The sequence below is a fragment of the Streptomyces sp. NPDC041200 genome (assembly GCF_055591805.1).
This window is the reverse complement of the sequence record NZ_JBVIZF010000004.1, coordinates 20,413-43,061: the sequence shown is the minus strand read 5'-3', so window position 1 is coordinate 43,061 and position 22,649 is coordinate 20,413. Positions and strand designations below refer to the sequence as shown.

The window sequence follows — 22,649 nt, the reverse complement described above, 5'->3', positions numbered from 1 at the left end:
CCGCGCACGCGCAACCTGTGCATGTGATCACCGGCACGTGACCATTGTTGCGCTTGCGCCAACAATCTCCCCATTTGCACCTTTCCCCGGATGGATACATGCTGTGACTCTGGAATGACTCACGGTGAGAGTCGCCCACAGCCCCGCCAGTCCACCAGCCAGGAGACCGAGATGATCCTGTCCATTTCCGGTGTCGTCCTGCTCGGCATCGTCGTCTTCATCTTCTTCCGCAAAGACGGCCTCAAGGCATCCCACGGCGTCGTGTGCGCCCTCTTCGGCTTCTACCTCGCGAGCACCGCCATCGCCCCGAGCATCAAGGCCGGTGGCGCGAGCCTCGCCAGTCTGCTGGGCGGGATCAAGATCTGACGTGGGCCGACTACCGCTCCCCCGGCTCCGCTTCGGCGGAGCCGGGCGCGCCCCGTTCCGCCGCGGCCGCGAGTTCGCCCGCACCGCGGCCGACAGCGCCGCCGATGTCTTCCACCCGCTGCTCGCCCTCTCCCGCGGGCTGGGGGTGCTCGCCACGGGCGGGCGGCGCCGGTGGGCGGAGCTTCCGGGCGAACAGCGCGGGCCCGCGTTCTTCGTCGCGGCCGCCTGCGTGTTCGTCGTCTTCCTGCTGCCGTACGGGCCGCTGGCCTCGGTGGTCGGACTGCTCGGCGCCGCGGGCTGGGCCGGGCGGGTGCGCGCCCCCGCCTCCCCCGGGCCCGGCGCCGACGAGACCGAGCGGCTGCGCCTGATCTACGAGGCGCTGGTGCCGTACTTCGCCGCGGCCGAGGACCCGGATCCGCTCTACGGCCACGGCGGGGAGTGGTCGCGCCCCTTCGAGTCGTTCGCCTTCGACGAGGACGGGCGGCTGACGCGGCTGCTGCTGCGGTACCCCGCGTACTTCACGGACGGCGAGCCCGAGGCCCGGGCCCGGATCGAACAGCTGCTGTACGCGAAGTCGGGGCGCGACCGGGAGTACCTGTTCACCTGGGACGAGGAGGCGAACCGGCTCACCCTGGAAGTGCTGCCCGCCCTGTCCACCGCGATCTGCGCCCAGCGTTTCGTGACCGCGCCGGGCGAGACGGTGCTCGGCTTCACGGACGCGTCCCGCGTGCGGCGGACCCTGCCGGTGCTGGAAGGCGTCGACGACGAGACGGCCGGGGACGGCTCCGGCGCGGGCGGCGCGGACGATACGGCCGACGGGGCGACGACCCGGGATGTGCCGCCCGTCGTCTGGCGCACCGGGCCGCGCTCCACCGAACCGCATCTGCTGGTGCTCGGCCGCCCCGGCAGCGGCACCACCACCCTGCTCCGCTCCATCCTGCTGCAGGCGCTGCCGCACGGCGACGTCCTGGTGGTGGACGGCAGCGGGAGCGGCGAGTACGCGTGCCTCAGCGGCCGGGCCGGGGTGCTGGCCGTCGAATGCGGGCTCGCCGGGGTGCTGGCCACGCTGGAGTGGGCCGGGCACGAAACCGAACGGCGGCTGCTCGCCGCCAACCGCGCCCGCCAGTTCGGCCATCCGCCGCCGGACGACGTCCAGCGTCCGCTGTGGATCGTGCTGGACCGGCCGTCCGCGCTCAGCCATGTGGCGGCGGCGGACGGCCGTACGGATCCTCAGGAGCTGCTCCAGGTGCCGCTGCGGCACGGGCGGGCGGCGAACGTACGGGTCGTGGTGGCCGAGCAGCTCGACGCGGCGGAGGGGCTGAGCGAGGCCGTACGGTCCCACACCCGCGCCCGGGTGGTCCTCGGCCCGGCCTCACTCGAACAGACCACCGCCGTGCTGGGCGCCCCGCCGCCCACCACCCCGGTGCCCGAGGTACCGGCGGGCCGGGGGTACGCCCGGCTCGGCGCGGGCCCGGTGCACCGGCTCCAGGTACCGGCCACGCCCGATCCGTACGACGACGCGACGAGCGAGGGGCAGCGGCAGGCGGTGCTGCGGCTGCTGCCCGCGCCGGACGCGGGCTCCCCGGGCGAGCGTGCGGTGGCCACGAGCACCTGAGCGCCATCGGGGCCCCGCGCTGGCCGGGCCGGGTCAGGCCACCCAGGTGCGCGGGGTCTCCGCCTCCGCCGTGGCGCCCGTCGCCACCAGATCCGCGGCGGCCGCCAGCCGGGCCGCGGCCTTGTCGGCCACCGCGCCCGCCACCGTGAACGGCAGCCGCACGTAGCCCTCGAAGGCACCGTCCACGCCGAAGCGCGGGCCCGAGGGGACGCGGACGCCCAGCCGGGCGCCGGTTTCCGCGATGCGGGAGCCGGAGAGGCCGCCGGTGCGGGCCCAGAGGGTGAGCCCGCCGTGCGGCACGGTGAACTCCCATTCGGGCAGGTGGCGTCGTACGGCGTCCACGAGCGCGTCCCGGTTGTCGCGGGCGTGGGCGCGGCGGACCTCGATGGCCTCCTCCCAACCGCCGGTGGTGAACAGCCAGGCGACGGCGAGCTGTTCGATGACGGGTGTGCCCAGGTCGGCGTAGGCGCGGGCGGCGACGAGGCTGCGGATGACCTCGGGCGCGGCCCGGACCCAGCCGATGCGCAGCCCGGCCCAGAAGGACTTGCTCACGGAGCCCACGGTGATGACGGTGCTGCCCGCCGGGTCGAAGGCGCAGACCGGGCGGGGCATCGCCACGTCGTCGTCCAGCCGCAGGTCGGTCATGGTCTCGTCGGCGATCAGGACCGTCCCGGCCGCGCGGGCGGCGTCGACGAGACTGCGCCGCTGCTCCTCGGTGGCGAGCGCGCCGGTGGGGTTGTGGAAGTCCGCGACGACGTACGCCATGCGGGGCGCGGCGGCGCCGAGGACCTGGCGCCAGGCGGGGATGTCCCAGCCCGCGAGTTTGTCGGTCATCGCGACGGGCACCAGCCGGGCGCCCGCTTCCCGCATCAGCTGCAGCACATTGGCGTAGCTGGGCGATTCGACGGCGACGCGCTCACCGGGGCGGACCAGGAGGCGGCAGGCGGCGGCGACGGCGCCCATGGCACCGGTGGTGACCATGATCTGTTCGGGCATGGTCGGTATGCCGCGGGCGGTGTAGCGGTCGGCCAGGGCCTGGCGCAGGACGGGCAGCCCGGCGGGGTAGTCGCCGTGGGTGTGGGCGTACGGCGGCAGCTCCTCCAGGGCGCCGCGGGTCGCGCGGGTCAGCCACGGCTCGGGGGCGGGGAGCGCGGCACAGCCGAGGTCGATGACGGAGGCGGCGGTCTCCGGGGGCAGCGGGTCGAGTCCGCGGGTGGGCAGCGGGCTTCCGGCGGGCATGGCGGTCCAGCTGCCCGCGCCGCGCCGCGACTCAAGGAACCCCTCGCCGCGCAGCGCTTCGTAGGCGGCGGCGACGGTGGTGCGGCTGACGGTGAGCGCCGCGGCGAGTTCGCGCTCGGCGGGGAGGCGGGCCGCGACCGGGACGCGGCCCTCCAGCAGGAGCAGCCGTACGCCGTCGGCGAGCGCGCGGTAGGCGGGGACGCGGCGGCCGCCGTTCAGCGCCGCGACCGGGCCCGCCGCGGAACCGCCGTCCGGGCTCGCGGCCGTCGCGTCGCGGGGGTGCTGATCGCGGGTGTGCTGGGAGCCGAGCAGCCGGGCCAGTTGAGGTGCCCCCACCGCGGAGGTCCAGGGACTCATCGGATGCGGTCCACCTTTCCCGGATTGGCCATGGAACTGGACTGTTTCCAGGCATCAGAGTGACATGCCACCGGCCAATGGCACCAGCCCGCACAGAAGTGGCCACACACCTCAGGAGTTCGCGTTGTCCAAGGAAGCCTCGGGGGGCTCCCGCCACCTCACCCGTCGTCTCATCCAGCTCTACGGTGGACTCGTGCTCTACGGCGTGGGCATGGGGCTCCAGGTGCACGCCGCGCTCGGGCTCGACCCGTGGGACGTGTTCCACCAGGGGATCGCCAAGCGCACCCCGCTGTCGTTCGGCACGGTGACGATCATCGTCGGGGTCGCCGTGCTCCTGCTGTGGATTCCGCTGCGGCAGCGGCCGGGGCTCGGCACGGTGTCGAACGTGATGGTGATCGGCATCACGGTGGACGCCACCCTGTGGCTCACACCGCAGCCGGACGCGCTGGCGCTGCGCGTCCCCCTCCTCGTGATCTCGGTCGTGCTGGGCGGCGCGGCCACCGGGCTGTACATCTCGGCGCGGTTCGGGCCGGGGCCGCGGGACGGCCTAATGACGGGGCTGCACCAGCGCACCGGCCGGTCGATCCGGCTGGTGCGGACCGGGATCGAGGTGGCAGTGCTGGCCACGGGGTTCGCACTCGGCGGCTCGGTCGGGGTGGGCACGGTACTGTACGCGCTGGCCATCGGGCCGCTTTCGCAGTACTTCCTGGGCCTGTTCGCGATACCCTCAGCCACCGGCGACGCGGCGGACGGCACGGCCGAAGGCGCTCCCGGCGGGGCCACGGAGAGTTCACCGGTGGTGGCGCAGGGCGGTTCACGGAGTCCGATCCGTGACCTGATTTAGCCCTCGCGCACGCGGAGCGGTAGTGTACGCCCTTGGCCCACCAGGCGGACCGTTACTGCGCGCTAAAGCATGAGAAACGCTGGGTGACATCTGCTGCCAGATGTGACAAACCGGGCGCCTGTGGGTACAACAACGGGGCGGCACGACGGGCGACGCATGTCCCAGATCGGGAATCTTCACCGCCGACCGGACGTTGACCGGATGACGACGACAGCGACACCTGTCCTGTGGGCGAGAAGCCCGGGAGGCACGATTCATGAGTGAGCGAGCTCTTCGCGGCACGCGACTCGTGGTGACCAGCTACGAGACCGACCGCGGCATCGATCTGGCCCCGCGCCAGGCGGTGGAGTACGCATGCCAGAACGGACATCGATTCGAGATGCCGTTCTCGGTAGAGGCGGAGATCCCTTCGGAGTGGGAGTGCAAGGCGTGCGGCGCCATGGCACTCCTGGTCGACGGCGAGGGACCAGAGGAGAAGAAGGGCAAGCCCGCGCGCACGCACTGGGACATGCTCATGGAGCGGCGTACCCGTGAGGAGCTGGAGGAAGTGCTGGCCGAGCGGCTGGCGATCCTTCGTTCGGGCGCCATGAACATCGCCGTGCACCCGCGCGACACGAGCCGTAAGTCTGCCTGAGCCGCAAACGGCAGTACTGACGCACAAGGGCCGGGGCCACTGCTGAGCAGTGGCCCCGGCCCTTGTGCGCTTTTTGTGCGCTTTTCGATCAGTCCTTGTCGTCCCGGACCACATCGCCGCGGCCCGTGTCATCCCGGCTCACGTCGTCCCGGACGACCTCGCCCTGGATGACCTGGCCGTCCCGCGAGCCCCCGGCCGAACCCGGCCCCGGGCCCGGCTGCCGCCCCGACCCGCCCTGCCCGAAGGCGACGCCCAGGGAGCCCGGTGTGTAGCCCATCCGGCGCGACAGCGCGCTCTCGGTGCGGCGCCGCAGCAGCGCCGCGGTCGGCGGGAACAGGCACAGCAGCGCGGCCACGTCCGAGATCAGCCCCGGGATCATCAGCAGCAGCCCGCCGAGCATGGTGAAAGAGTTCCCGGTGCGCCCCGGCTGCTCGGCGGGCTCGGCGCCCGGCTGCATCGTCCGCGCCAGGTTCTGCCATGCCCGGCGCCCCGCCCGCTTGACGACGGTCGCGCCCACGACCGCGCCCGCGACCAGCAGCAGGAAGACGGTGAACCCACCGGCCGCCTCCGCGACCAGGGTCAGCAGCCAGATCTCCAGCACCAGCCAGGCAGCGACGCCCAGCGGTACGAAAGTGCGGGCACGGCTGCGCTTCGGGCGGGTCGGGTCGCTCTGCTGAGATGCGCCGGTCATCATGCCTCCAAGTGTGCCCGGACCCGAGCGCTGTACGGACCCCGGGGCGTGGATCCAGGCACTCCCGGACGGAATCCACAGGGAATCGGCGGCGGCGGTCCGGGTACCCGCCGCCGCGGAGGTGGCGGAATGTCCGGTGTGCTCGAGGTGCTGGCCTGGTGGCTGGCGCTGACCGGGGTCTGGCTGGTGCTCATCAGCACGGTCGACTCCCTGGAGGTCATGGTGGGCGCGGCCGTCGCGCTCCCCACCGCCCTCGTCGCCCGCGCCGCGCGCCGGGTGGTGACGGGCCGGTGAGCGCGTCCGACGCCTGGCTGCTGGTGGCACTCGTACCGCTACTGGCCCTCGCGCCGGTGCTGTGGTGGGTCTCCCACGGGGCGCCCGAGGACCGGCTGGTCGCCCAGAACCTCAGCTCGCTGCTGGGCGGCCTGGCGCTGCTCCCCGCCGCCCAGGGCTTCGGCCGCCCCGGGTACGTGGACGTCGCGCTGGTGCTGTCCGTACTCGGGCCCACCGGCACGCTGATCTACGCCCGCTTCCTCGGCGTCCTGCCCGGCTCCCGGCTGGTGCGCTGGACGGCGCTGCTCGGGGTCCCCGCCATCGTGCTGCCGCTGTGCGTGGCGGCCGGGCCCGGCCGGGCCATGCTGAAGCTGCTGCTGATCGGGGCGCTGCTGATCGCGGGCACCGTGGTGACCAGTGCGGGCGGCGGCCGCCCGAGCGAGAGCCGGGCCGCATGACCGATGTCCTGATCTCCGTGGCCCTGCTGCTGGTCGCGGGCGCCGCCACCGCCGCCGTGCTCAACCGCGACCCGGTGCGGCAGGCGCTCGTCCTCTCGTTCCTCGGGCTGTCGCTGGCCCTGCTGTTCACGTTCGTCCAGGCACCCGACGTCGCGCTGTCCCAGCTCGCGGTCGGCTCCGCGGTGACCCCGCTGATGATCCTGCTGACCGTACGGAAGGTGCGACGCCGTCCCGGGGACAGTGCGGACAAGGAGCGCGGGCGATGAGCGCCCGCGGCCGCCTGTGGCTCTTCCTGGCGGGAGCGGCCGTCTTCGCGGCGCTGTTCGCCACGGCCTGCTTCTCCCTGCCGCCGTTCGGCTCCGGCCACCATCCGTACGGGGAGCGGGCCGTGCGCGCCGCCCTCGGCCACCACACCGCCAACGTCATCGCGTCCGTCAACTTCGACCTGCGCGCCTTCGACACGCTCGGCGAGGAGACGATCCTGTTCGCCGCGGTGCTGGGCGCCGTCGTCCTGCTGCGCCAGACCGCCGACGAGGAGCGCAGGAAGCCCGCGCCCGCCGCGGTACCCCGCCAGGTGCGGTGGTTCGCGCTGCCGATGCTGCCGCTCGCGACGCTGACCGGCCTCTATGTGATCGCTCACGGCCAGGTCAGCCCGGGCGGCGGCTTCCAGGGCGGGGTGGTGGCGGCGACCGCGTTGCACCTCCTCTACATCGCCGCCGACTACCGGGCGCTGGAGCGCGTCCGGCCGCTCCCCCTGTACGAGATCGGGGACGCCGCGGGCGAGGCGGCGTACGTCGTCACCGGACTCGGGGCCGTCCTCGCCGGGTCGGCGTTCCTCGCCAACGTCCTCCCCCTGGGCACCTTCGCCACGCTGTCCTCCGGCGGCACCGTCATCCTGCTGAACGCGGCCGTCGGCATCGAGGTCACCAGCGGGATCGTCGTCCTGCTGGCCCGTTTCCTGGACCAGGCCGTGGAGATCGAGAACGCCAACGACAACGGAAACCACGGGGACAGCGGAAAGGAGCGGGTGTGACGGTCCTGCCGTACCTGATCGCCGGATGGATCTTCCTGATCGGGGTGTACGGGCTGGTGACCAGCCGGAACCTGATCCATGCCGTGGGGTGCCTGGCCGTCGCCCAGTCCTCCACGTACGTCCTGCTGCTCGCCGTCGGCTACCGCGACGGCGGCACCGCCCCGGTGTTCTCCGACGCGCCCACCGACAGCCGCGTGGTCGACCCGGTGGTCCAGGCGCTCGCCCTCACCGACATCGTGGTGGGCGCGACGGTGACCGCGCTGCTGCTCGCCCTCGTCGTCCAGCTCCGCAAGCGGCACGGCACGGTCGACCCGGACGCGCTGTCCGAGCTGAAGGGCTGACCGGGTGGACGCCGCGCGGCTGCTGCCGCTGGTGGTCGCCGTACCGCTGCTCGGCGCCGCGGTGCTGGTGGCCGCCGGGCGGCGGCTGCCGCGGCTCGCCTCCGACGTCCTGGGCTGCGCCTTCGCGGCCGCCACCGCCGCGCTGGCGCTGATCCTGGCGGGGCACTCCGCGGGCCATCCCGTGGAATGGGCGGGCGGCTGGCGCCCGGCGGGGGGCGAGGGCGTGGGCATCGTGCTGGTGGGCGATCCGCTGGGCACCGGGCTCGCGGGCCTGGTCTCGCTGCTCGTGGTGGCCGTCCTGGTCTACTCCTGGCGCTATTTCGAGGAGCCGCCGAGCGGTCACACCGGTTCCTTCCCGGCGCTGATCCTGCTCTTCCAGGCGGGCATGTGCGGCTTCGCGCTGACCGGGGACCTGTTCAACGCGTTCGTCTTCTTCGAGCTGATGGGCGTCGTCGCGTACGCGCTGACCGGCTTCCGGGTGGAGGAGCCGAAACCGCTCCAGGGGGCGCTGGCGTTCGGCGTGGTGAACTCCCTCGGCGCGTACTGCATGCTGCTGGGCATCACTCTGCTGTACGCGCGCACCGGGGAGCTGGGCTTCGCCCAGCTCGGGCGGGCGCTCGGCACAGGACATCCGGACGCGCTGGTACTCGCCGCGTTCGTCCTGGTGACGACGGGTCTGCTGGTGAAGGCGGCCGCGGTGCCCTTCCACTTCTGGCTGCCCGACGCGCACGCGGTCGCCCCCACCCCCGTGTGCATGCTGCTGTCCGGCGTCATGGTGGAGCTGGGGGTGTACGGGGTCGGCCGGGTCTACTGGACGGTCTTCTCGGGCCCGGGCGGCATCGCGCACCCCTCCTTCACCCACGCGCTGCTGACCCTCGGCGCGCTCACGGCCGTGCTGGGCGCGGTCATGTGCTGGCAGCAGCGCCACCTCAAGCGGCTGCTGGCGTTCTCCACGGTGGCCCACACCGGGCTGTTCCTGACCGGCCTGGCCGTGCTCTCCCCCGACGCCGTCTCCGGGACCGCGCTGTACGTCGTCGGCCACGCGGGCGTGAAGGCGGCCCTGTTCGCGTGCGCGGGCATCCTGCTGGACCGGTACGCCTCCGTGGACGAGCACGAGCTGTACGGGAAGGCGCGGGAACTCCGCCTGGTGGGGGCCCTGTTCACGGTGGGCGGGCTGGCGCTGTGCGGGCTGCCGCCGTTCGGCCCGGGGCTCGGCAAAGCGGTCGCCGAGGAGGCCGCCGGGCACACGGCGGCGGTGCTGCCCGCGCTGTACGTCCTGGTGTCGGCGGTGACCGGCGGCGCGGTGCTGCGCGTGGCCCTGCGGGTCTTCGCCGGGGCGGGCCGGCCGCCGCACGACCAGCGGAGCGCGGGCCCGGAGACCACCGGCGAGGAGGAGCCGGAGACCGGCGGCCGCCTCGGGCGCATTCCGGTGCCGATGCTGGCCGTACCGGCGGGGCTGCTGGCCGGGTCGCTGACGGCCGGGCTGGTCCCGTCGCTCACCCACGCCGTCGGCCGGGCCGGCGCGCTGTTCACCGACGGCTCCGGCTACCGGCACGCGGTGCTCGGCGGACGCGTGGCGTCCGCCCCGGCGTTCGTGCCGCCGCACTGGTCGGCGGCCGGGATCCTGCTCGGGCTGCTCTCCACAGCCCTCGCCATCGCCCTGGCCGCACTGGCGGTGCGGCGGCCCGCCCGCACCGGGGCGGCCGCGCTGCTCGTGCCCGTACGGCGGCTGCAGTCCGGGCACGTCGGCGACTACGTCGCCTGGATGGTCGCCGGGACGGCTCTGCTGACCGCGCTGACCGTCCCGGGGATCCGCTAGCGGATCAACGATTACGGCGCAGAGCGGAGATCAGCTGACTCTTCGACATCTGCGACCTGCCCTCGATCCCGGCCTTCTGGGCCTCGCGGTACAGGTCTTCCTTGGTACGCGCCTCCATGCCGCCGGACTTCGCACCCTTGGGGGCCATCGTCCTGCGCTGTGCGCTCTTGCTGCTGCTCTTCATGGTCATCTTGGGCATGTTCCGCCTCCTTCCGCCTTCAGTGTCCGGCAGGTGACGGAGTGCCGCCCGTGGGACTACTCCGAGCGCGTTCCCGCTGCTTCCCAAGGGCCCCGGGGCGGCTATGGCCCCGGGGGCGGCTACGGGTCCTTGCGCCCCAGCAGCTTGTTCACCCGTGAGCCCACGCCCCAGGACATGACGCGCCAGGCCGCCTCGGTGACGATGTCCCGGCTCATCTTGCTCTCGCCGCGCTCGCGCTCGATGAACGTGACGGGGACCTCGATGACGTGGAAGCCCGCCTTGACGGCGCGCCAGGCCAGGTCGATCTGGAAGCAGTAGCCCTGGGAGGCGACGGCCTCCATGCCGAGCCCCTCCAGGGTCTCCTTGCGGAAGGCCCGGTAACCCGCCGTCATGTCGCGGATCGGCACGTCGAGCATGAGCCGGGAGTACGTGCTGCCGCCCCGGGAGATGAACTCGCGGGACTTGGGCCAGTTGACGATCCGTCCGCCGGGCACCCAGCGCGAGCCGATCACCAGGTCCGCGCCCTTGAGCGCGGTGAGCAGCCGGGGCAGTTCCTCGGGCTGGTGCGAGCCGTCCGCGTCCATCTCCACCAGGACGCCGTAGCCGTGCTCGATGCCCCAGCGGAAGCCCGCCAGATAGGCGGCGCCCAGGCCTTCCTTGCCCTTGCGGTGCAGGACCTTGACGTGGTCGTCGTCGGCCGCCAGCTCGTCGGCGACCTTGCCGGTGCCGTCCGGGCTGTTGTCGTCGGCGACGAGGACGTGGGCGTCCGGTACGGACTCCCTGACCCGGGCGACGATCGGCGCGATGTTCTCCGCCTCGTTGAAGGTCGGAATGATCACCAGGACGGTGCCCAGCGGACCGTACTTCCGCCGTCCGCCGTCGTCCTGGCCGGTGCGGCGCGGCTCCGGACCCCCGTCCTCGGTGCCGGGCCCATCGGCCTCGTCTGCCCCGGTGCGCGGCTGGTCGGCCTGGGTGGTCGGCTCCTCGGCCTCGCGTGCGTCGCTCACGGCTGCTGCCCCTTCTCGTCCGTACGTCCCCGACGGCCGATCATGATCGCGGCCGCGCAGGACAGAACGCCCACCATAGCGAGCACCCACTCCGGGGTCGCACCGACGCGGTCGGCGAGGGTCGTGCCGTCACGCAGCGGGATGCGCGCGGTGAGCACGTCTTGCGTGAATTCTTTCGTCCGCTGCTCGATCGTGCCATCCGGCGCGACGACCGCGCTGATCCCGCTGGTGGCCGCGGTGATCACCGGACGGCCGTGTTCGATCGCCCGCAGCCGGGACATGACCAGCTGCTGTTCGGGCTGGCCGCTCTCGCCGTAGGTGGCGTTGTTGGTCTGGACGACGATCGCGCGGGCGCCCGCGTTGACCGTGTCGCGCACGATCTCGTCGTAGGCGACCTCGAAGCAGATCACATCGCCCAGCTTGGCCGGGCCGACCTGCAGCAGACCGGTGTGGTCGCCGGGGAAGAAGTCGCGGGGGACGCGCTGCAGCCGCGTGATGATCTTGCTCAGTTCCTTGCGGAACGGCACGTACTCGCCGAAGGGCACCGGGTGCTGCTTGGTGTACTGGGCGCCGGGGCCGTCCTTGGGGTCCCAGACGATGCCCTCGTTGAACACGTACCCCGGCTTGGAGGGGTGGTCGACCAGGGCGCCGACGAGCACCGGTACGCCGATCGCCTTCACTGCCTCGTCGATCCGGGCGTAGGCCTCCTGGTACTGGAAGGGGTCCAGGTCGGAGGAGTTTTCCGGCCATATGACGAGGTCGGGCTTCTTGATCCGGCCGGCCTTGACGTCCTTGGCCAGGTCGAGCGTGGCGTCCACGTGGTTGTTGAGGATCTTCATGGGACGGCCCAGGAAGTCCATGCCCGCCTGCTGCACGTTGCCCTGGACGACGGCGACGTCCACGCTGTCGTCCGCCTTCGTCGGGATCGGCACCGCGAACCCGCCCACGGTCATGGCGGCCGCGACGACGACCGCGCCGGCGGCGGGCAGCGCGCCCCTCGCGGTCAGACGGCCGTCCGCCCGCAGCCGCCACAGGGCGAGCGCGGCGGAGGCCAGCAGTCCGCCGGTCAGCGCGACGGCGAAGGTGACCAGCGGGGCGCCGCCGAGCGCGGCGAGCGGGGTGAACGGCGACCCGGTGTTGGCGAAGGCCAGCCGCCCCCAGGGGAAGCCGCCGAACGGCACCCGGTCCCGGGCCAGCTCCTCGGCCACCCACAGACAGGCCGTCCACAGCGGCCACAGGGACGGCACCGGCAGCCGGGAGACCAGCGCGAACCCGGCGCCCATCAGCACCAGGAAGAGCGATTCGATGACCGACAGGCCGATCACCGCGTCCCAGCCGATCACGCTCAGCCACTTCAACAGCAGCAGGAAGAACGGCACCCCGAACGCGAACCCCGTCCAGGCGCCCTGGCGGACCGTCCGGCCGTGGGTGAGCAGGCTCAGGGCCGCCACGGACAGCAGGGACAGCGGCCACAGGTCGAACGGCGGGAAGGCGAGCCCGAGCGCGACCCCGGAGAGGGCCGCGAGCGCGCTGCGCCCCGCCTCGCGGCGGGCGAGCCCGCCCAGGCGGCGCCACCGGCCGGGACGGCCCCCACCGGGGGGCGTGGACGCCTTCGCCGCGGCGTCCCCCTCGTCGCCCGGTCCGGGCGCGGCGGAGGGCGTCCGCGGCCCGTCCGGTCGTTCTTCGGCCGGGCCGGACGAGGCGGCTTCGGCGGTGGTGTCGGAACCCGAGGGCACGGTTTGCGGCCTTCCTGCAATCAAGCTGTGGTGAGGTGACCGTATAACGCGGGCGCGCGGCTGTGTCCCCGAGGTGCGGAACGCGGGGAAATCACGGGGAAATCGCGAGGAAGAAGACCGGGGGTCCGTGCGGACCGGGGCCGTGATTTCGGCGGATGCCGCCCCCTCGCGGGGGGCGGTCCGCCGTGTGCGTGCGGATGGGGGCCCGACGCCCTTCGGGCCGACCTGGGGCCCGCTGGCTGCGGGTCGACCGAGAGCCGTTGTCTACTGAGCGTCCGGGCCCCTCCCGGGTCGCACCTGCCGACCCGGCGACCCTCCCTCGCCCCCGTGCGCTGGACCTGGCTCCCAGTGGTGACGGCCTGGGCGGCGCGTCTCCCTCTGGCCCAGCGGCGTTCGACGACTGCGTGAAGATTCCCCGGTCGGGTTGTCCTGTGGTGGACGGGGCCGAACCTACCGGCCACCAACCGGACTCTGTCAACAGTCGCATGACCTGCGCCGTTTCCTCAAATGACCAGGTCAGTACGGACAATGTTCAGCCGCCGCGACAGGCCGGTGGGACATCGTTCGGCGGTACGCGGCGCTCTCGCGTCACTCGTCCGGACGGCTGTGCACGGTGCGTCCGCCCACCACCGTGCGCACACAGACGGGAAGTTGGCCGCCGGGGGTGAGATCGGGCAGCCCGGGCGTGCCGGAGCGCGGATCGGTCGACCAGCCCGCCACCCGCGTGTCGGGGACCTGGACGACGAGTTCCCCGGTCCGCCACACGGTGTAGTCGGCGGGCGCGCCGGGCACGAGGACGCCCGCGTCGTCCCGTCCGATGGCCCGCCAGCCCCCGCGGGTGTGGGCGGTGAAGGCGGCGCGGGCGGAGATCTGGTGCTCCGGGGTGCGGTGGAAGGCGGCGGCGCGCACGGTGCCCCACGGGTCCAGCGGCGTGACGGGGCTGTCGGAGCCGAGCGCCAGGGGCACCCCGGCCCGCAGCAGCGCCGCGTACGGGTTGAGGGTACGGGCCCGCTCGGCGCCGAGCCGCTGGGCGTACATGCCCTCCTCGCCGCCCCAGGCGGCGTCGAAGGCGGGCTGGACGGAGGCGGTGAGGCCGAGGTCGGCGAAGGCGGCGATGGTCTCGGGGGTGAGCATCTCGGCGTGCTCGACGCGGTGCCGGGCGGCGCGCACCCGGGCCAGGCCCACCTTGTCGGCCGCGGCCCGTACGCCCTCGACGACGGCGGAGACGGCGGCGTCACCGATGGCGTGGAACCCGGCCTGGACGCCGCCCTCGGTGCAGACGGCGACATGGGCGGCCACGGCGGCCGCGTCCAGGTAGGCGGTGCCGGTGTGCGGCGCGTCGGCGTACGGCTGGTGGAGGCAGGCGGTGTGGGAGCCGAGGGCGCCGTCCACGAAGAGGTCTCCGGCGGCTCCGGCGGCGCCCAGGGCACGTACCTTCTCCAGGTCGGCGGCGCCGGTCACGGCCTCGGCCCAGTAGACGTGGACCCGGGGGCCGGGCTCCGCGGCGGCGAGCCGCAGCAGCCCGGTGAGGTCGTCCTCGCCGGAGATGCCGGGGCCCGCGCATTCGTGGAGGGAGCCGATGCCGACGGCGGCGGCGTGGGCGAGGGCGGCGCGCTGGGCGTCCTCGCGCTGCCGCGCCGTCACGCTCGCGTACGCGGCGGCGCGCACGGCGTGGTGGGCGTCGCCGGTCAGCGGCGCGTCGGGGTGGTAGCCGGTGCGTCCGGTGATGCCGGGAACGCGGTCGAGCAGCGCGGTGGTGACGACCGCGGAGTGCACGTCGGCCCGGCTGAGGTAGAGGGGGCGGCCGCCGGTGGCCTCGTCCAGTTCGGCGCGGGAGGGCGGGCGGCCGCCGGGCCAGCCGCTGGCGTCCCAGCCGTGGCCGAGAAGCATCTGGTCGGCGGGGTGGGCGGCGGCGTGCGCACGGACCCGCTCCAGGGCCTGGGCGAGGGTCGGGACGCCGGTCAGGTCGAGTCCGGTGAGGGCGAGCCCGGTGGCGGTGGTGTGCACATGCGCATCGGTGAACGCGGGGGTGACCAGCGCCCCGTCCAGCCGCACCACCTCGTCCACACCGTCCGCGAAGCCGTCCGCGGCGCCCTCGGAGCCGACCCAGGCGATGGTGTCGCCCTCGACGACCATCGCGGTCGCGAACGGGTCGGCGGGGCTGTGCACCTCGCCCCCGCGCAGCAGGACGGTACGGCCTTCGTCGGCCTGGGCGGGGGTCGGGTCGTTCACGGCGGGCTGCCTCGCGGGGTCGGTTTTCGGACGATCCGGGCACCGGGGACCACAGGTCCGGCCGGGCCCGTACGGGGGGGTACGGGGGTCGGTACGGGGAGGATCAGACGCGCGGCGGGCGCGCCTCGTACGGGGTGGACAGGACGACGGTGGTGCGGGTGGAGACACCGGCCAGCGAGCGGATCCGGCTGAGCAGGTGCTCCAGCTCCAGCGGGGTGGCGACCCGCACCTTGAGGATGTAGTTCTCGTCGCCCGCGACGCTGTGGCACGCCTCGATCTCGGGCACCTCGGCGAGCCGGTCGGAGATGTCGTCCGGCGCGCTGGGGTCAAAAGGTTTGACCGAGATGAAGGCGGTCAGGGGCAGCCCCACGGCCTCCGGGTCCACCACGGCCGCGTAGCCGCGGATCACTCCCCGCTGCTCCAGGCGACGGACCCGCTGATGCACGGCCGATGTGGACAGGCCAGTGGCCTTGCCCAGGTCCGTGTAGCTCATCCGCCCGTCCTTGACGAGCAGCTCCACGATTTGTCTGTCCAACTCCTCCACAGCCGATCACCTTATGTGGTCGGAGGCCTCCGGGCACAGCGGGCGCACCCCGCGAACCGGCTCCGGAGGGGTGGCGGACGGGCAGCATCTGCACGGGGCATGTGACGAACACCACATCTCCTCGTGGGTGTCCTATGGGATGCCGCGATTACCTATGCGACGGCAAGGGAAATGCTTGCTGTGGTCGAGGCCGACGCGCCTGGCCAGCCCACCCGAGGGGGAAATCTCATGCCCTACGTTGAGCGCCTCGACGAAGGCGACATCGAAACCTACGAAACGTATGAAATGTTCCGGGTCATGTGCCCGGACTGCGCGCAGCCCATCGCCCTGCTCGCGGACGAGGACGTACTCCCGGAGCACGCGCTGTGCCCGTCTCCGTGGAACCCGTTCGGACTGACGGTGTGCCCCGGCACCGGGCGCGGAGTGGCGGACGCCGCCGCCGCGGACGCCACGCTCGACGCGCACGAGCAGGACGCGGCGCTACTGCTGACGCTGCCGGAGGGGCTGGACTGGCGGAAGCAGCCGTTCTCGCACATCGGCGGCCCGGGCTCGCGCCCGATCAGGACGCCGATGACACCGCGCCACGCCGCGTCCCGCTCGTAGCGCACGCGGAACGGCCCCGTAGCGAACGTGAAAAACGGCGGGGGCCCGGCTAGTGCCGCGCCCCCTGACCGCCCCGTACGGCGCTTCCGTAACCCAGACGCCGGTTATCGGCTTTCGGGCCCCGCGACGGCGCGCGCGATGACCACGCGCTGGATCTGGTTGGTGCCCTCCACGATCTGCAGGACCTTGGCCTCGCGCATATAGCGCTCGACCGGGAAGTCCGCCGTGTAGCCGTAGCCGCCGAACAGCTGGACCGCGTCGGTCGTCACGCGCATCGCCGTGTCGGTGCAGAACAGCTTCGCCATGGCCGCCTGCTTGGAGAACGGCCGCCCCGCGTCCCGCAGCCGGGCGGCGGCCAGGTAGAGGGCGCGGCCCGCCTCGATCTGGGTGGCCATGTCGGCCAGCGTGAAGCGCAGCCCCTGGAAGTCGGCTATCGGACGGCCGAACTGCTGGCGCTGCGCGGTGTACGCGACCGCCTCGTCCAGGGCCGCCCGCGCGAGGCCGACCGCACAGGCCGCGATGCCCAGGCGCCCCGCGTCGAGGGCGGACAGGGCGATGGCGAAGCCCTGGCCCTCCTCGCCGATCCGGCGGGCACCGGGGACCCGGACCCGGTCGAGGTGGATCTGCGCGGTGGGCGACCCGTTCATGCCCATCTTGCGCTCGGGGGCGGCGGCGGAGAGTCCGGGGGCGTCGCCGGGCACCAGGAACGCGCTGATGCCACGGGTGCGCTCGGAGCCGGTGCGGGCGAGGACGGTGTAGAAGTCGGCGATACCGCCGTGGGTGATCCACGCCTTGGTGCCCTCCAGCGTCCAGCTGTCGCCGTCCCGGGTGGCCCGGGTGGTGAGGGCGGCGGCGTCGGACCCGGAGGAGGGCTCGGAGAGGCAGTACGCGCCGAGCAGGCCGCCGCCGAGCATCGCCGGAAGGTGTTCGGCCAGTTGCTCCTTGCTGCCGAACGTGGCGAGGCCGTGGCAGGCCAGGGTGTGGACGCTGACGCCGAGGCCGACGGTGAGGCGGGCCGCGGCCAGCTCCTCCAGGACCTGGAGGTAGACCTCGTACGGCTGGTCGCCGCCGCCGAACTCCTCGGGGTACACCAGCCCCAGCAGCCCCGACTGGGACAGCAGGGTGAACAGTTCGCGGGGGAAGTGTCCGGCGGCCTCCTCCTCGGCGGCGCGGGGACGGATCTCCCGCTCGGTCAGCTCGCGGACGAGCGAAATCAGGTCGCGAGCTTCCTCAGTGGGCAGTTCGCGTTCCACCGGCTGCGGGCCGTGGTCGGTCATGGCGCGCTCTCCTCTCCCTGTAGGGCGCGGCGGCGTACGCGCGCCCGGTGGGGCGGCGCCGCCCGTGTCCTGCCGCCGAGCCGGTCCTCCCGTCGGGTCGCGAACGGGTGATGACCTGCACCGTGGCGGTTGGAGTATGCCCGATCGAGGGGCCCGCGTCACCGGTATGTCGATCTTCAACGAAGTTCATCCGTCCGGGTGTTGCCCGGACGGGATTGGCCCAGACCATTGACCCCACTGGTCTAGTCCTTCTACCGTTCTCCCACCCTGCCCTGCGCGTTCATGTCAATATCGGGGCAGGTCGTCGGGCACTTCGTCTCCCCTCACCCCCCACCGAGGAGAATCCATGCTCAGACCACGCGGACTACGGGCAGCACTCGCGGCCCTCTCGACGGCGGTGCTGACCGCCACCCTGCTGGCGGGCGCGGCGACGGCCAGCCCCGGTGCCGCCCCGGCGGAACCCCCCACCACCCCCAAGGCAGCCACCCCCAAGGCAGCGGCCGGCAACAAGGTGGTCGGCTACTTCACCCAGTGGGGCATCTACCAGCGCAATTACCACGTGAAGAACGTGGAGACCTCCGGGTCCGCCAACAAGCTCACCCACATCAACTACGCCTTCGGCAACGTCACCGGCGGCAAGTGCGCCATAGGTGACGCCTACGCCGACTACGACAAGGCGTACGACGCGGCGGGCAGCGTCGACGGCAAGGCCGACACCTGGGACGCGGGCGCCCTGCGCGGCAACTTCAACCAGCTGCGCAAGCTCAAGAAGCTGCACCCGAACCTCAAGGTGCTGTGGTCCTTCGGCGGCTGGACCTGGTCCTCCGGGTTCGGCGAGGCGGCCAAGAACCCCGCCGCGTTCGCCGAGTCCTGCTACAACCTGGTCGAGGACCCGCGCTGGGCGGACGTCTTCGACGGCATCGACATCGACTGGGAGTACCCCAACGCCTGCGGCAACACCTGCGACACCAGCGGCCGGGCCGCGTTCAAGAACGTGATGGCCGCGATGCGCGCCAAATTCGGCCAGAACAACCTGGTCACCGCCGCGATCACGGCCGACGCCTCGTCCGGCGGCAAGATCGACGCCGCCGACTACGCGGGCGCCGCGCAATACGTGGACTGGTACAACCCGATGACGTACGACTTCTTCGGCGCTTGGGCGGCCCAGGGCCCGACCGCCCCGCACTCGCCCCTCACCTCCTACAGCGGCCTGCCCCAGCAGGGCTTCTACACCGACGCCGCGATCCAGAAGCTCAAGGGGCTCGGCGTCCCGGCCTCGAAGCTGCTGCTGGGCATCGGCTTCTACGGACGCGGCTGGACCGGCGTCAGCCAGGCAGCCCCGGGCGGCACCGCGACCGGCGCCGCGCCGGGTACGTACGAGGCGGGCATCGAGGACTACAAGGTGCTCAAGAGCAAGTGTCCGGCCACCGGCACGGTCGCCGGGACGGCCTACGCCCACTGCGGCAACCAGTGGTGGAGCTACGACACCCCCGCCACCATCGGCGGGAAGATGACCTACAAGCAGCAGCAGGGTCTCGGCGGCACCTTCTTCTGGGAGCTGAGCGGCGACACCACCAACGGGGAGCTGATCAAGGCCATCAGCTGACCCTCGGGCAAGCAGCCAAGGAGCCGGGAGCCATGTGCTCCCGGCTCCTTCGTACCCGCCGGTAGCCCGGCGCGCAAGCGCCTCCCGCACATGCCGCACGCATGCGCCGAAACCCGCGCTCCGCTGAACCGATCCGCCATCGGAGCCGTATCGCAACGCGGCTTGTTCTGACTATTGCGGGGCATCCGCCTCACAAGGAAATCTGAGCGCTGGGGCGGCCCTGACCGGCCCGTTGCGCATTGAACCAAAGGATCGATCATGAGTTCCGAGCAGTGCCCGAGCTGTGGCGGCCAACTCGCCGTCAACCAGGACGGGTGGAAGATCTGCCACTCCTGCGGCTACGCCTCACCGCCCGGCTTCGCCCCCGCCCCCACGCCCGGCTGCTGCGCCACCCCCACCACCCCGCCCACCTGACCCTCCCGTCCCACCCGACCCTCCGTACCGTTGAGCGAGGCCCCGTGGTCAATCCCTGGCTGGCGATGGCGTCCGGCACCGATCCGGCGGAGCGCACCCGCGCCGTGCGCCGCGCGCACGAGGCGTTCCTGACGGAGGGGGCCCTCGGCCCGGCCGTCCGCCCGGTGGTGGCGGACTCCTGGCGGCGCTCGGCCGACGCCCGGGTGGCGCAGGAGTGCGTGGCACCGATCGATCTGGCGGACGACGCGCTGGAGGCGTACCGGGCGGACCATCCACTGGCCCGGGTGATGCCGCTCTTCCGCGAACTGCTGGGGAGCATCGCGCACGACGGCGCCCATCTGCTGGCGGTCTGCGACGACCTCGGCCGCATGCTGTGGGTGGAGGGGCACACGGGGATGCGCCACCGGGCCGAGCGGATGAACTTCGTGGCCGGGGCGCGCTGGGACGAGCGCCACGCGGGCACCAACGCTCCCGGCACCGCGCTCACCGTCGACCACGCGGTGCAGATTTTCGCCACGGAGCACTTCAACCGCAGCGTGCAGCCCTGGACCTGCGCCGCGGCTCCCCTCCACGACCCCCACTCCGGGCGGCTGCTGGGCGCGGTGGACCTCACCGGCGGCGACCATCTGGCCGCCCCGCACAGCCTCGCCCTGGTCCAGGCGACCGCCCGCGCCGCCGAAGCGCAGCTGGCCGCCCTGGCGCCCCCGGCGCGCGGGCCGCGGGTGGCGCTGACGGCGCTCGGCCGCGACGAGGCGCTGCTGATCACCGAGGGGCGGCGGCTGCGGCTCGGGCGGCGGCACAGCGAGATCATGGTGCTGCTCGCGGGCCATCCGGAGGGCCTGAGCGGCGACCGGCTGGCGCTGGAGCTGTACGGGCCGCGGGCCGACCGCCGGTCACCGGTGACGCTGCGCGCCGAGATGTCCCGGCTGCGCAGGCTGGTCGGCCCGCTGCTGGGCTCGCGCCCGTACCGGCTGTGCGCGCCGGTACGGACCGATATGAGCGTGGCGGCCGAGGAGTTGGCGGCCGGTGAGGTGTCCACGGCGCTGCGGGCGTATCCGGGTCCGCTGCTGCCGATGTCGGAGGCGCCCGGAGTGTGCCGGATGCGGCGGACGCTGGAGGACGGGCTGCGGGAGGCCGTACTGGCCGGCGGTGACCCGGAGCTGCTGCGGCGCTGGGCGCAGACACCCTGGGGCGAGGACGACCTGGAGGTGGCGGAGGCGTTACTGGCCGCCCACCCGCCGCGCTCCCCCGGCCGGGCGGCCCCGGCGGCGCGGGTGCGGCGGCTGCGCGAGGTGTACGGGCTGGCGGACGGCGGCCCGGACGACGACTACCGCGAGCACGGGTACGCAACGTCGCCGCAACGTTGCCGCGTCTAGCCTCCCCTCATCTCCGCCCGTCCCGTGGCGGGCGGAGCCCGCAGGTACGACAGGGAGGGCCGCCCCCATGACGCGTTACGCAAACCCCGGCTCCGAGGGATCGGTGGTCAGCTACCAGCCGCGCTACGACCACTGGATCGGCGGGGCCTACCAACCCCCCGCCCAGGGCCGCTACTTCGAGAACCCGTCCCCGGTCAACGGGCAGCCGTTCACCGAGATCGCCCGGGGCACCGCCGAGGACGTCGAACGGGCCCTGGACGCCGCGCACGCGGCCGCGCCAGCCTGGGGCCGCACCGCGCCCGCCGAGCGCGCCGCGGTCCTGCTGAAGATCGCCGACCGCATGGAGCAGCACCTCGAGGAGCTGGCGGTCGCCGAGAGCTGGGAGAACGGCAAGCCGGTACGGGAGACCCTGGCCGCCGACATCCCGCTGGCCATCGACCACTTCCGCTACTTCGCGGGGGTGATCCGGGCCCAGGAGGGCAGCCTCTCCGAGATCGACGACGACACGGTCGCCTACCACTTCCACGAGCCGCTGGGCGTGGTCGCCCAGATCATCCCGTGGAACTTCCCGATCCTGATGGCCACCTGGAAGCTCGCCCCGGCGCTGGCCGCGGGCAACGCGGTGGTCCTCAAGCCCGCCGAACAGACGCCCGCCTCGATCCACGTCTGGATGAACCGGGTGGCCGACCTGCTGCCGCCGGGCGTGGTCAACATCGTCAACGGTTTCGGGGTGGAGGCCGGGAAGCCGCTGGCCTCCAGCCCGCGCGTGGCCAAGGTCGCCTTCACCGGCGAGACCACGACCGGCCGTCTGATCATGCAGTACGCGAGCGAGAACCTGATCCCGGTCACGCTGGAGCTGGGCGGCAAGAGCCCGAACATCTTCTTCGACGATGTCTCGGCCGCCGACGACGACTTCCTCGACAAGGCGCTCGAAGGCTTCACGATGTTCGCCCTCAACCAGGGCGAGGTGTGCACGTGTCCGTCGCGTGCGCTGGTCCAGGGCGGCCACTACCAGGACTTCATGGACGCGGCCGTGGCCCGTACCGAGAAGATCGTCCAGGGCCATCCGCTGGACACCGACACGATGATGGGCGCCCAGGCGTCCAACGACCAGCTGGAGAAGATCCTCTCCTACCTGGACATCGGCCAGCAGGAGGGCGCCCGCATCCTCACCGGCGGCACCCGCGCCGAGCTGGGCGGCGAGCTGGAGGGCGGCTACTACGTCCGGCCCACCATCTTCGAGGGCGGCAACCACATGCGCGTCTTCCAGGAAGAGATCTTCGGACCGGTGGTGGCGGTGGCCCGGTTCGCGGGCTTCTCGGACGCGATCGAGATCGCCAACGACACGCTGTACGGGCTGGGCGCGGGCGTCTGGACCCGCGACGGCACGGCCGCGTACCGGGCCGGACGGGCGATCCAGGCGGGCCGGGTGTGGACGAACTGCTACCACGCCTACCCGGCGCACGCCGCGTTCGGCGGCTACAAGCAGTCGGGCATCGGGCGCGAGACCCACAAGATGATGCTGGACCACTACCAGCAGACGAAGAACCTGCTGGTGAGCTACTCGCCGAAGAAGCTGGGCTTCTTCTGATGACCGAGGTCTCGCGCATCGCCCTGACGGAGGCCGCGGCCGCGCTGATCCGGCGGCTGCGGGCGGAGCACGGGCCGCTGATGTTCCATCAGTCGGGCGGCTGCTGCGACGGCAGCGCGCCCATGTGCTTCCCGCGGGGCGAGTTCCGTACGGGCGCGTCCGATGTGCTGCTCGGTGAGCTGGAGGTGGACGGGGTCGAGGAGCCGGTGGGCTTCTGGATGTCCGCCTCGCAGTTCGAGCGGTGGCGGCATACGCATCTGACGGTGGACGTGGTGCCGGGGCGCGGCAGCGGATTCTCACTGGAGGCGCCGGAGGGCGTCCGCTTCCTGATCCGCTCCCGGCTGCTGGACGCGCCGGAACAGGACGCGCCGCAGCGGTAGGGCGTGCCGAGTCG

General features: G+C 72.9%; 24 protein-coding genes. 16 read left to right on the top strand and 8 right to left on the bottom strand.

What is annotated here, in order from left to right; genetic code table 11:
- Positions 1–171: 171 nt before the first annotated feature.
- Both ACZ6CL_RS13755 and ACZ6CL_RS13750 read left to right on the top strand, forming a co-directional pair.
- A complete protein-coding gene (locus tag ACZ6CL_RS13755) occupies positions 172–366 on the top strand; it encodes a hypothetical protein (RefSeq protein ID WP_039936790.1) in 195 nt (64 codons plus the stop codon).
- A 1-nt stretch (position 367) separates the two neighbouring features.
- Entirely contained in the window at positions 368–1,981 is a 1,614-nt protein-coding gene (locus ACZ6CL_RS13750) for a hypothetical protein (protein WP_468935352.1), read from the top strand.
- Between the two features lie 33 nt (positions 1,982–2,014).
- Here ACZ6CL_RS13750 and ACZ6CL_RS13745 read toward each other — a convergent pair whose 3' ends face one another.
- Positions 2,015–3,577, bottom strand: a complete 1,563-nt coding sequence (locus tag ACZ6CL_RS13745; protein WP_468935349.1) for an SCO1417 family PLP biosynthesis transcription factor — start codon at positions 3,575–3,577, stop codon at positions 2,015–2,017.
- A 211-nt stretch (positions 3,578–3,788) separates the two neighbouring features.
- Between ACZ6CL_RS13745 and yczE the strand changes: the two genes are divergently transcribed.
- On the top strand, positions 3,789–4,421 hold the full coding sequence (gene yczE, locus ACZ6CL_RS13740) for a membrane protein YczE (protein ID WP_468936028.1): 633 nt from the start codon (positions 3,789–3,791) through the stop codon (positions 4,419–4,421).
- Positions 4,422–4,677: 256 nt separating this feature from the next.
- Complete coding sequence (locus ACZ6CL_RS13735; RefSeq protein ID WP_055556980.1) at positions 4,678–5,055, top strand: RNA polymerase-binding protein RbpA; 378 nt, start codon at positions 4,678–4,680, stop codon at positions 5,053–5,055.
- Between the two features lie 88 nt (positions 5,056–5,143).
- Here ACZ6CL_RS13735 and fxsA read toward each other — a convergent pair whose 3' ends face one another.
- Positions 5,144–5,749, bottom strand: coding sequence for an FxsA family membrane protein (gene fxsA, locus ACZ6CL_RS13730; RefSeq protein ID WP_468935346.1), 606 nt, complete (start codon positions 5,747–5,749; stop codon positions 5,144–5,146).
- A gap of 126 nt (positions 5,750–5,875) precedes the next feature.
- On the opposite strand from fxsA, the gene ACZ6CL_RS13725 reads away from it, so the two are divergent.
- From ACZ6CL_RS13725 to ACZ6CL_RS13700, 6 genes are read left to right on the top strand one after another with little or no spacing between them, the layout of a single operon-like run.
- Positions 5,876–6,040: a hypothetical protein gene (locus ACZ6CL_RS13725; protein WP_468935344.1), complete on the top strand. Its 165-nt coding sequence runs from the start codon at positions 5,876–5,878 to the stop codon at positions 6,038–6,040.
- Positions 6,037–6,477 carry an MrpF/PhaF family protein gene (locus tag ACZ6CL_RS13720; RefSeq protein ID WP_468935342.1) on the top strand — a complete coding sequence of 147 codons (441 nt, stop codon included), beginning with the start codon at positions 6,037–6,039 and terminating at the stop codon, positions 6,475–6,477. Before ACZ6CL_RS13725 ends, ACZ6CL_RS13720 begins: the two co-directional genes overlap by 4 nt.
- Complete coding sequence (locus tag ACZ6CL_RS13715) at positions 6,474–6,743, top strand: Na(+)/H(+) antiporter subunit B (RefSeq protein WP_468935339.1); 270 nt, start codon at positions 6,474–6,476, stop codon at positions 6,741–6,743. The genes ACZ6CL_RS13720 and ACZ6CL_RS13715 overlap by 4 nt, the downstream gene beginning before the upstream one ends.
- Positions 6,740–7,510: an MnhB domain-containing protein gene (locus tag ACZ6CL_RS13710; protein WP_468935336.1), complete on the top strand. Its 771-nt coding sequence runs from the start codon at positions 6,740–6,742 to the stop codon at positions 7,508–7,510. Before ACZ6CL_RS13715 ends, ACZ6CL_RS13710 begins: the two co-directional genes overlap by 4 nt.
- Positions 7,507–7,851 carry a sodium:proton antiporter gene (locus ACZ6CL_RS13705; RefSeq protein WP_468935334.1) on the top strand — a complete coding sequence of 115 codons (345 nt, stop codon included), beginning with the start codon at positions 7,507–7,509 and terminating at the stop codon, positions 7,849–7,851. The genes ACZ6CL_RS13710 and ACZ6CL_RS13705 overlap by 4 nt, the downstream gene beginning before the upstream one ends.
- Positions 7,852–7,855: 4 nt before the next feature.
- Positions 7,856–9,670, top strand: coding sequence for a complex I subunit 5 family protein (locus tag ACZ6CL_RS13700; RefSeq protein ID WP_468935331.1), 1,815 nt, complete (start codon positions 7,856–7,858; stop codon positions 9,668–9,670).
- Between the two features lie 4 nt (positions 9,671–9,674).
- On the opposite strand, the gene ACZ6CL_RS13695 is transcribed toward ACZ6CL_RS13700, so the two are convergent.
- The 5 genes from ACZ6CL_RS13695 to ACZ6CL_RS13675 all read right to left on the bottom strand — a co-directional run bounded on the left by ACZ6CL_RS13695 (position 9,675) and on the right by ACZ6CL_RS13675 (position 15,388).
- Positions 9,675–9,869 (bottom strand): Rho termination factor N-terminal domain-containing protein, encoded by a 195-nt coding sequence (locus ACZ6CL_RS13695; protein ID WP_468935329.1) that lies wholly within the window; start codon positions 9,867–9,869, stop codon positions 9,675–9,677.
- Positions 9,870–9,988: 119 nt separating this feature from the next.
- Positions 9,989–10,723, bottom strand: coding sequence for a polyprenol monophosphomannose synthase (locus ACZ6CL_RS13690; RefSeq protein ID WP_468936025.1), 735 nt, complete (start codon positions 10,721–10,723; stop codon positions 9,989–9,991).
- A 149-nt stretch (positions 10,724–10,872) separates the two neighbouring features.
- Positions 10,873–12,612, bottom strand: coding sequence for an apolipoprotein N-acyltransferase (lnt, locus tag ACZ6CL_RS13685; RefSeq protein WP_468935327.1), 1,740 nt, complete (start codon positions 12,610–12,612; stop codon positions 10,873–10,875).
- A gap of 588 nt (positions 12,613–13,200) precedes the next feature.
- Positions 13,201–14,844, bottom strand: a complete 1,644-nt coding sequence (locus tag ACZ6CL_RS13680) for an amidohydrolase (RefSeq protein ID WP_468935324.1) — start codon at positions 14,842–14,844, stop codon at positions 13,201–13,203.
- A gap of 103 nt (positions 14,845–14,947) precedes the next feature.
- Positions 14,948–15,388, bottom strand: a complete 441-nt coding sequence (locus tag ACZ6CL_RS13675; RefSeq protein ID WP_009713557.1) for an Lrp/AsnC family transcriptional regulator — start codon at positions 15,386–15,388, stop codon at positions 14,948–14,950.
- Positions 15,389–15,616: 228 nt separating this feature from the next.
- On the opposite strand from ACZ6CL_RS13675, the gene ACZ6CL_RS13670 reads away from it, so the two are divergent.
- Positions 15,617–15,991, top strand: a complete 375-nt coding sequence (locus ACZ6CL_RS13670; RefSeq protein ID WP_468935320.1) for a hypothetical protein — start codon at positions 15,617–15,619, stop codon at positions 15,989–15,991.
- 104 nt (positions 15,992–16,095) lie between these two features.
- On the opposite strand, the gene ACZ6CL_RS13665 is transcribed toward ACZ6CL_RS13670, so the two are convergent.
- Entirely contained in the window at positions 16,096–17,268 is a 1,173-nt protein-coding gene (locus ACZ6CL_RS13665; protein ID WP_468935318.1) for an acyl-CoA dehydrogenase family protein, read from the bottom strand.
- Positions 17,269–17,614: 346 nt separating this feature from the next.
- On the opposite strand from ACZ6CL_RS13665, the gene ACZ6CL_RS13660 reads away from it, so the two are divergent.
- From ACZ6CL_RS13660 to ACZ6CL_RS13640, 5 genes are all read left to right on the top strand, one after another.
- Complete coding sequence (locus ACZ6CL_RS13660) at positions 17,615–18,874, top strand: glycoside hydrolase family 18 protein (RefSeq protein ID WP_468935316.1); 1,260 nt, start codon at positions 17,615–17,617, stop codon at positions 18,872–18,874.
- A gap of 258 nt (positions 18,875–19,132) precedes the next feature.
- Positions 19,133–19,288, top strand: coding sequence for a hypothetical protein (locus ACZ6CL_RS13655; RefSeq protein ID WP_468935314.1), 156 nt, complete (start codon positions 19,133–19,135; stop codon positions 19,286–19,288).
- A gap of 44 nt (positions 19,289–19,332) precedes the next feature.
- Positions 19,333–20,664 carry a GAF domain-containing protein gene (locus ACZ6CL_RS13650; RefSeq protein ID WP_468935312.1) on the top strand — a complete coding sequence of 444 codons (1,332 nt, stop codon included), beginning with the start codon at positions 19,333–19,335 and terminating at the stop codon, positions 20,662–20,664.
- A 67-nt stretch (positions 20,665–20,731) separates the two neighbouring features.
- Complete coding sequence (exaC, locus tag ACZ6CL_RS13645) at positions 20,732–22,255, top strand: acetaldehyde dehydrogenase ExaC (protein ID WP_468935309.1); 1,524 nt, start codon at positions 20,732–20,734, stop codon at positions 22,253–22,255.
- The gene (locus ACZ6CL_RS13640) at positions 22,255–22,635 is read left to right on the top strand and encodes a DUF779 domain-containing protein (protein ID WP_468935306.1); all 381 of its coding nucleotides are present in this window, start codon (positions 22,255–22,257) and stop codon (positions 22,633–22,635) included. The genes exaC and ACZ6CL_RS13640 overlap by 1 nt, the downstream gene beginning before the upstream one ends.
- Positions 22,636–22,649: the final 14 nt, after the last annotated feature.

Excerpts from the sequence above, each read along its gene's own strand:
- ACZ6CL_RS13755 (WP_039936790.1), top strand. The coding sequence starts at position 172 with ATGATCCTGTCCATTTCCGGTGTCGTCCTGCTCGGCATCGTCGTCTTC.
- ACZ6CL_RS13745 (WP_468935349.1), bottom strand. The coding sequence starts at position 3,577 with ATGAGTCCCTGGACCTCCGCGGTGGGGGCACCTCAACTGGCCCGGCTG.
- yczE (WP_468936028.1), top strand. The coding sequence starts at position 3,789 with ATGGGGCTCCAGGTGCACGCCGCGCTCGGGCTCGACCCGTGGGACGTG.
- ACZ6CL_RS13735 (WP_055556980.1), top strand. The coding sequence starts at position 4,678 with ATGAGTGAGCGAGCTCTTCGCGGCACGCGACTCGTGGTGACCAGCTAC.
- fxsA (WP_468935346.1), bottom strand. The coding sequence starts at position 5,749 with ATGATGACCGGCGCATCTCAGCAGAGCGACCCGACCCGCCCGAAGCGC.
- ACZ6CL_RS13725 (WP_468935344.1), top strand. The coding sequence starts at position 5,876 with ATGTCCGGTGTGCTCGAGGTGCTGGCCTGGTGGCTGGCGCTGACCGGG.
- ACZ6CL_RS13715 (WP_468935339.1), top strand. The coding sequence starts at position 6,474 with ATGACCGATGTCCTGATCTCCGTGGCCCTGCTGCTGGTCGCGGGCGCC.
- ACZ6CL_RS13710 (WP_468935336.1), top strand. The coding sequence starts at position 6,740 with ATGAGCGCCCGCGGCCGCCTGTGGCTCTTCCTGGCGGGAGCGGCCGTC.
- ACZ6CL_RS13695 (WP_468935329.1), bottom strand. The coding sequence starts at position 9,869 with ATGCCCAAGATGACCATGAAGAGCAGCAGCAAGAGCGCACAGCGCAGG.
- ACZ6CL_RS13670 (WP_468935320.1), top strand. The coding sequence starts at position 15,617 with ATGCCCTACGTTGAGCGCCTCGACGAAGGCGACATCGAAACCTACGAA.
- ACZ6CL_RS13665 (WP_468935318.1), bottom strand. The coding sequence starts at position 17,268 with ATGACCGACCACGGCCCGCAGCCGGTGGAACGCGAACTGCCCACTGAG.
- ACZ6CL_RS13660 (WP_468935316.1), top strand. The coding sequence starts at position 17,615 with ATGCTCAGACCACGCGGACTACGGGCAGCACTCGCGGCCCTCTCGACG.
- ACZ6CL_RS13655 (WP_468935314.1), top strand. The coding sequence starts at position 19,133 with ATGAGTTCCGAGCAGTGCCCGAGCTGTGGCGGCCAACTCGCCGTCAAC.
- exaC (WP_468935309.1), top strand. The coding sequence starts at position 20,732 with ATGACGCGTTACGCAAACCCCGGCTCCGAGGGATCGGTGGTCAGCTAC.
- ACZ6CL_RS13640 (WP_468935306.1), top strand. The coding sequence starts at position 22,255 with ATGACCGAGGTCTCGCGCATCGCCCTGACGGAGGCCGCGGCCGCGCTG.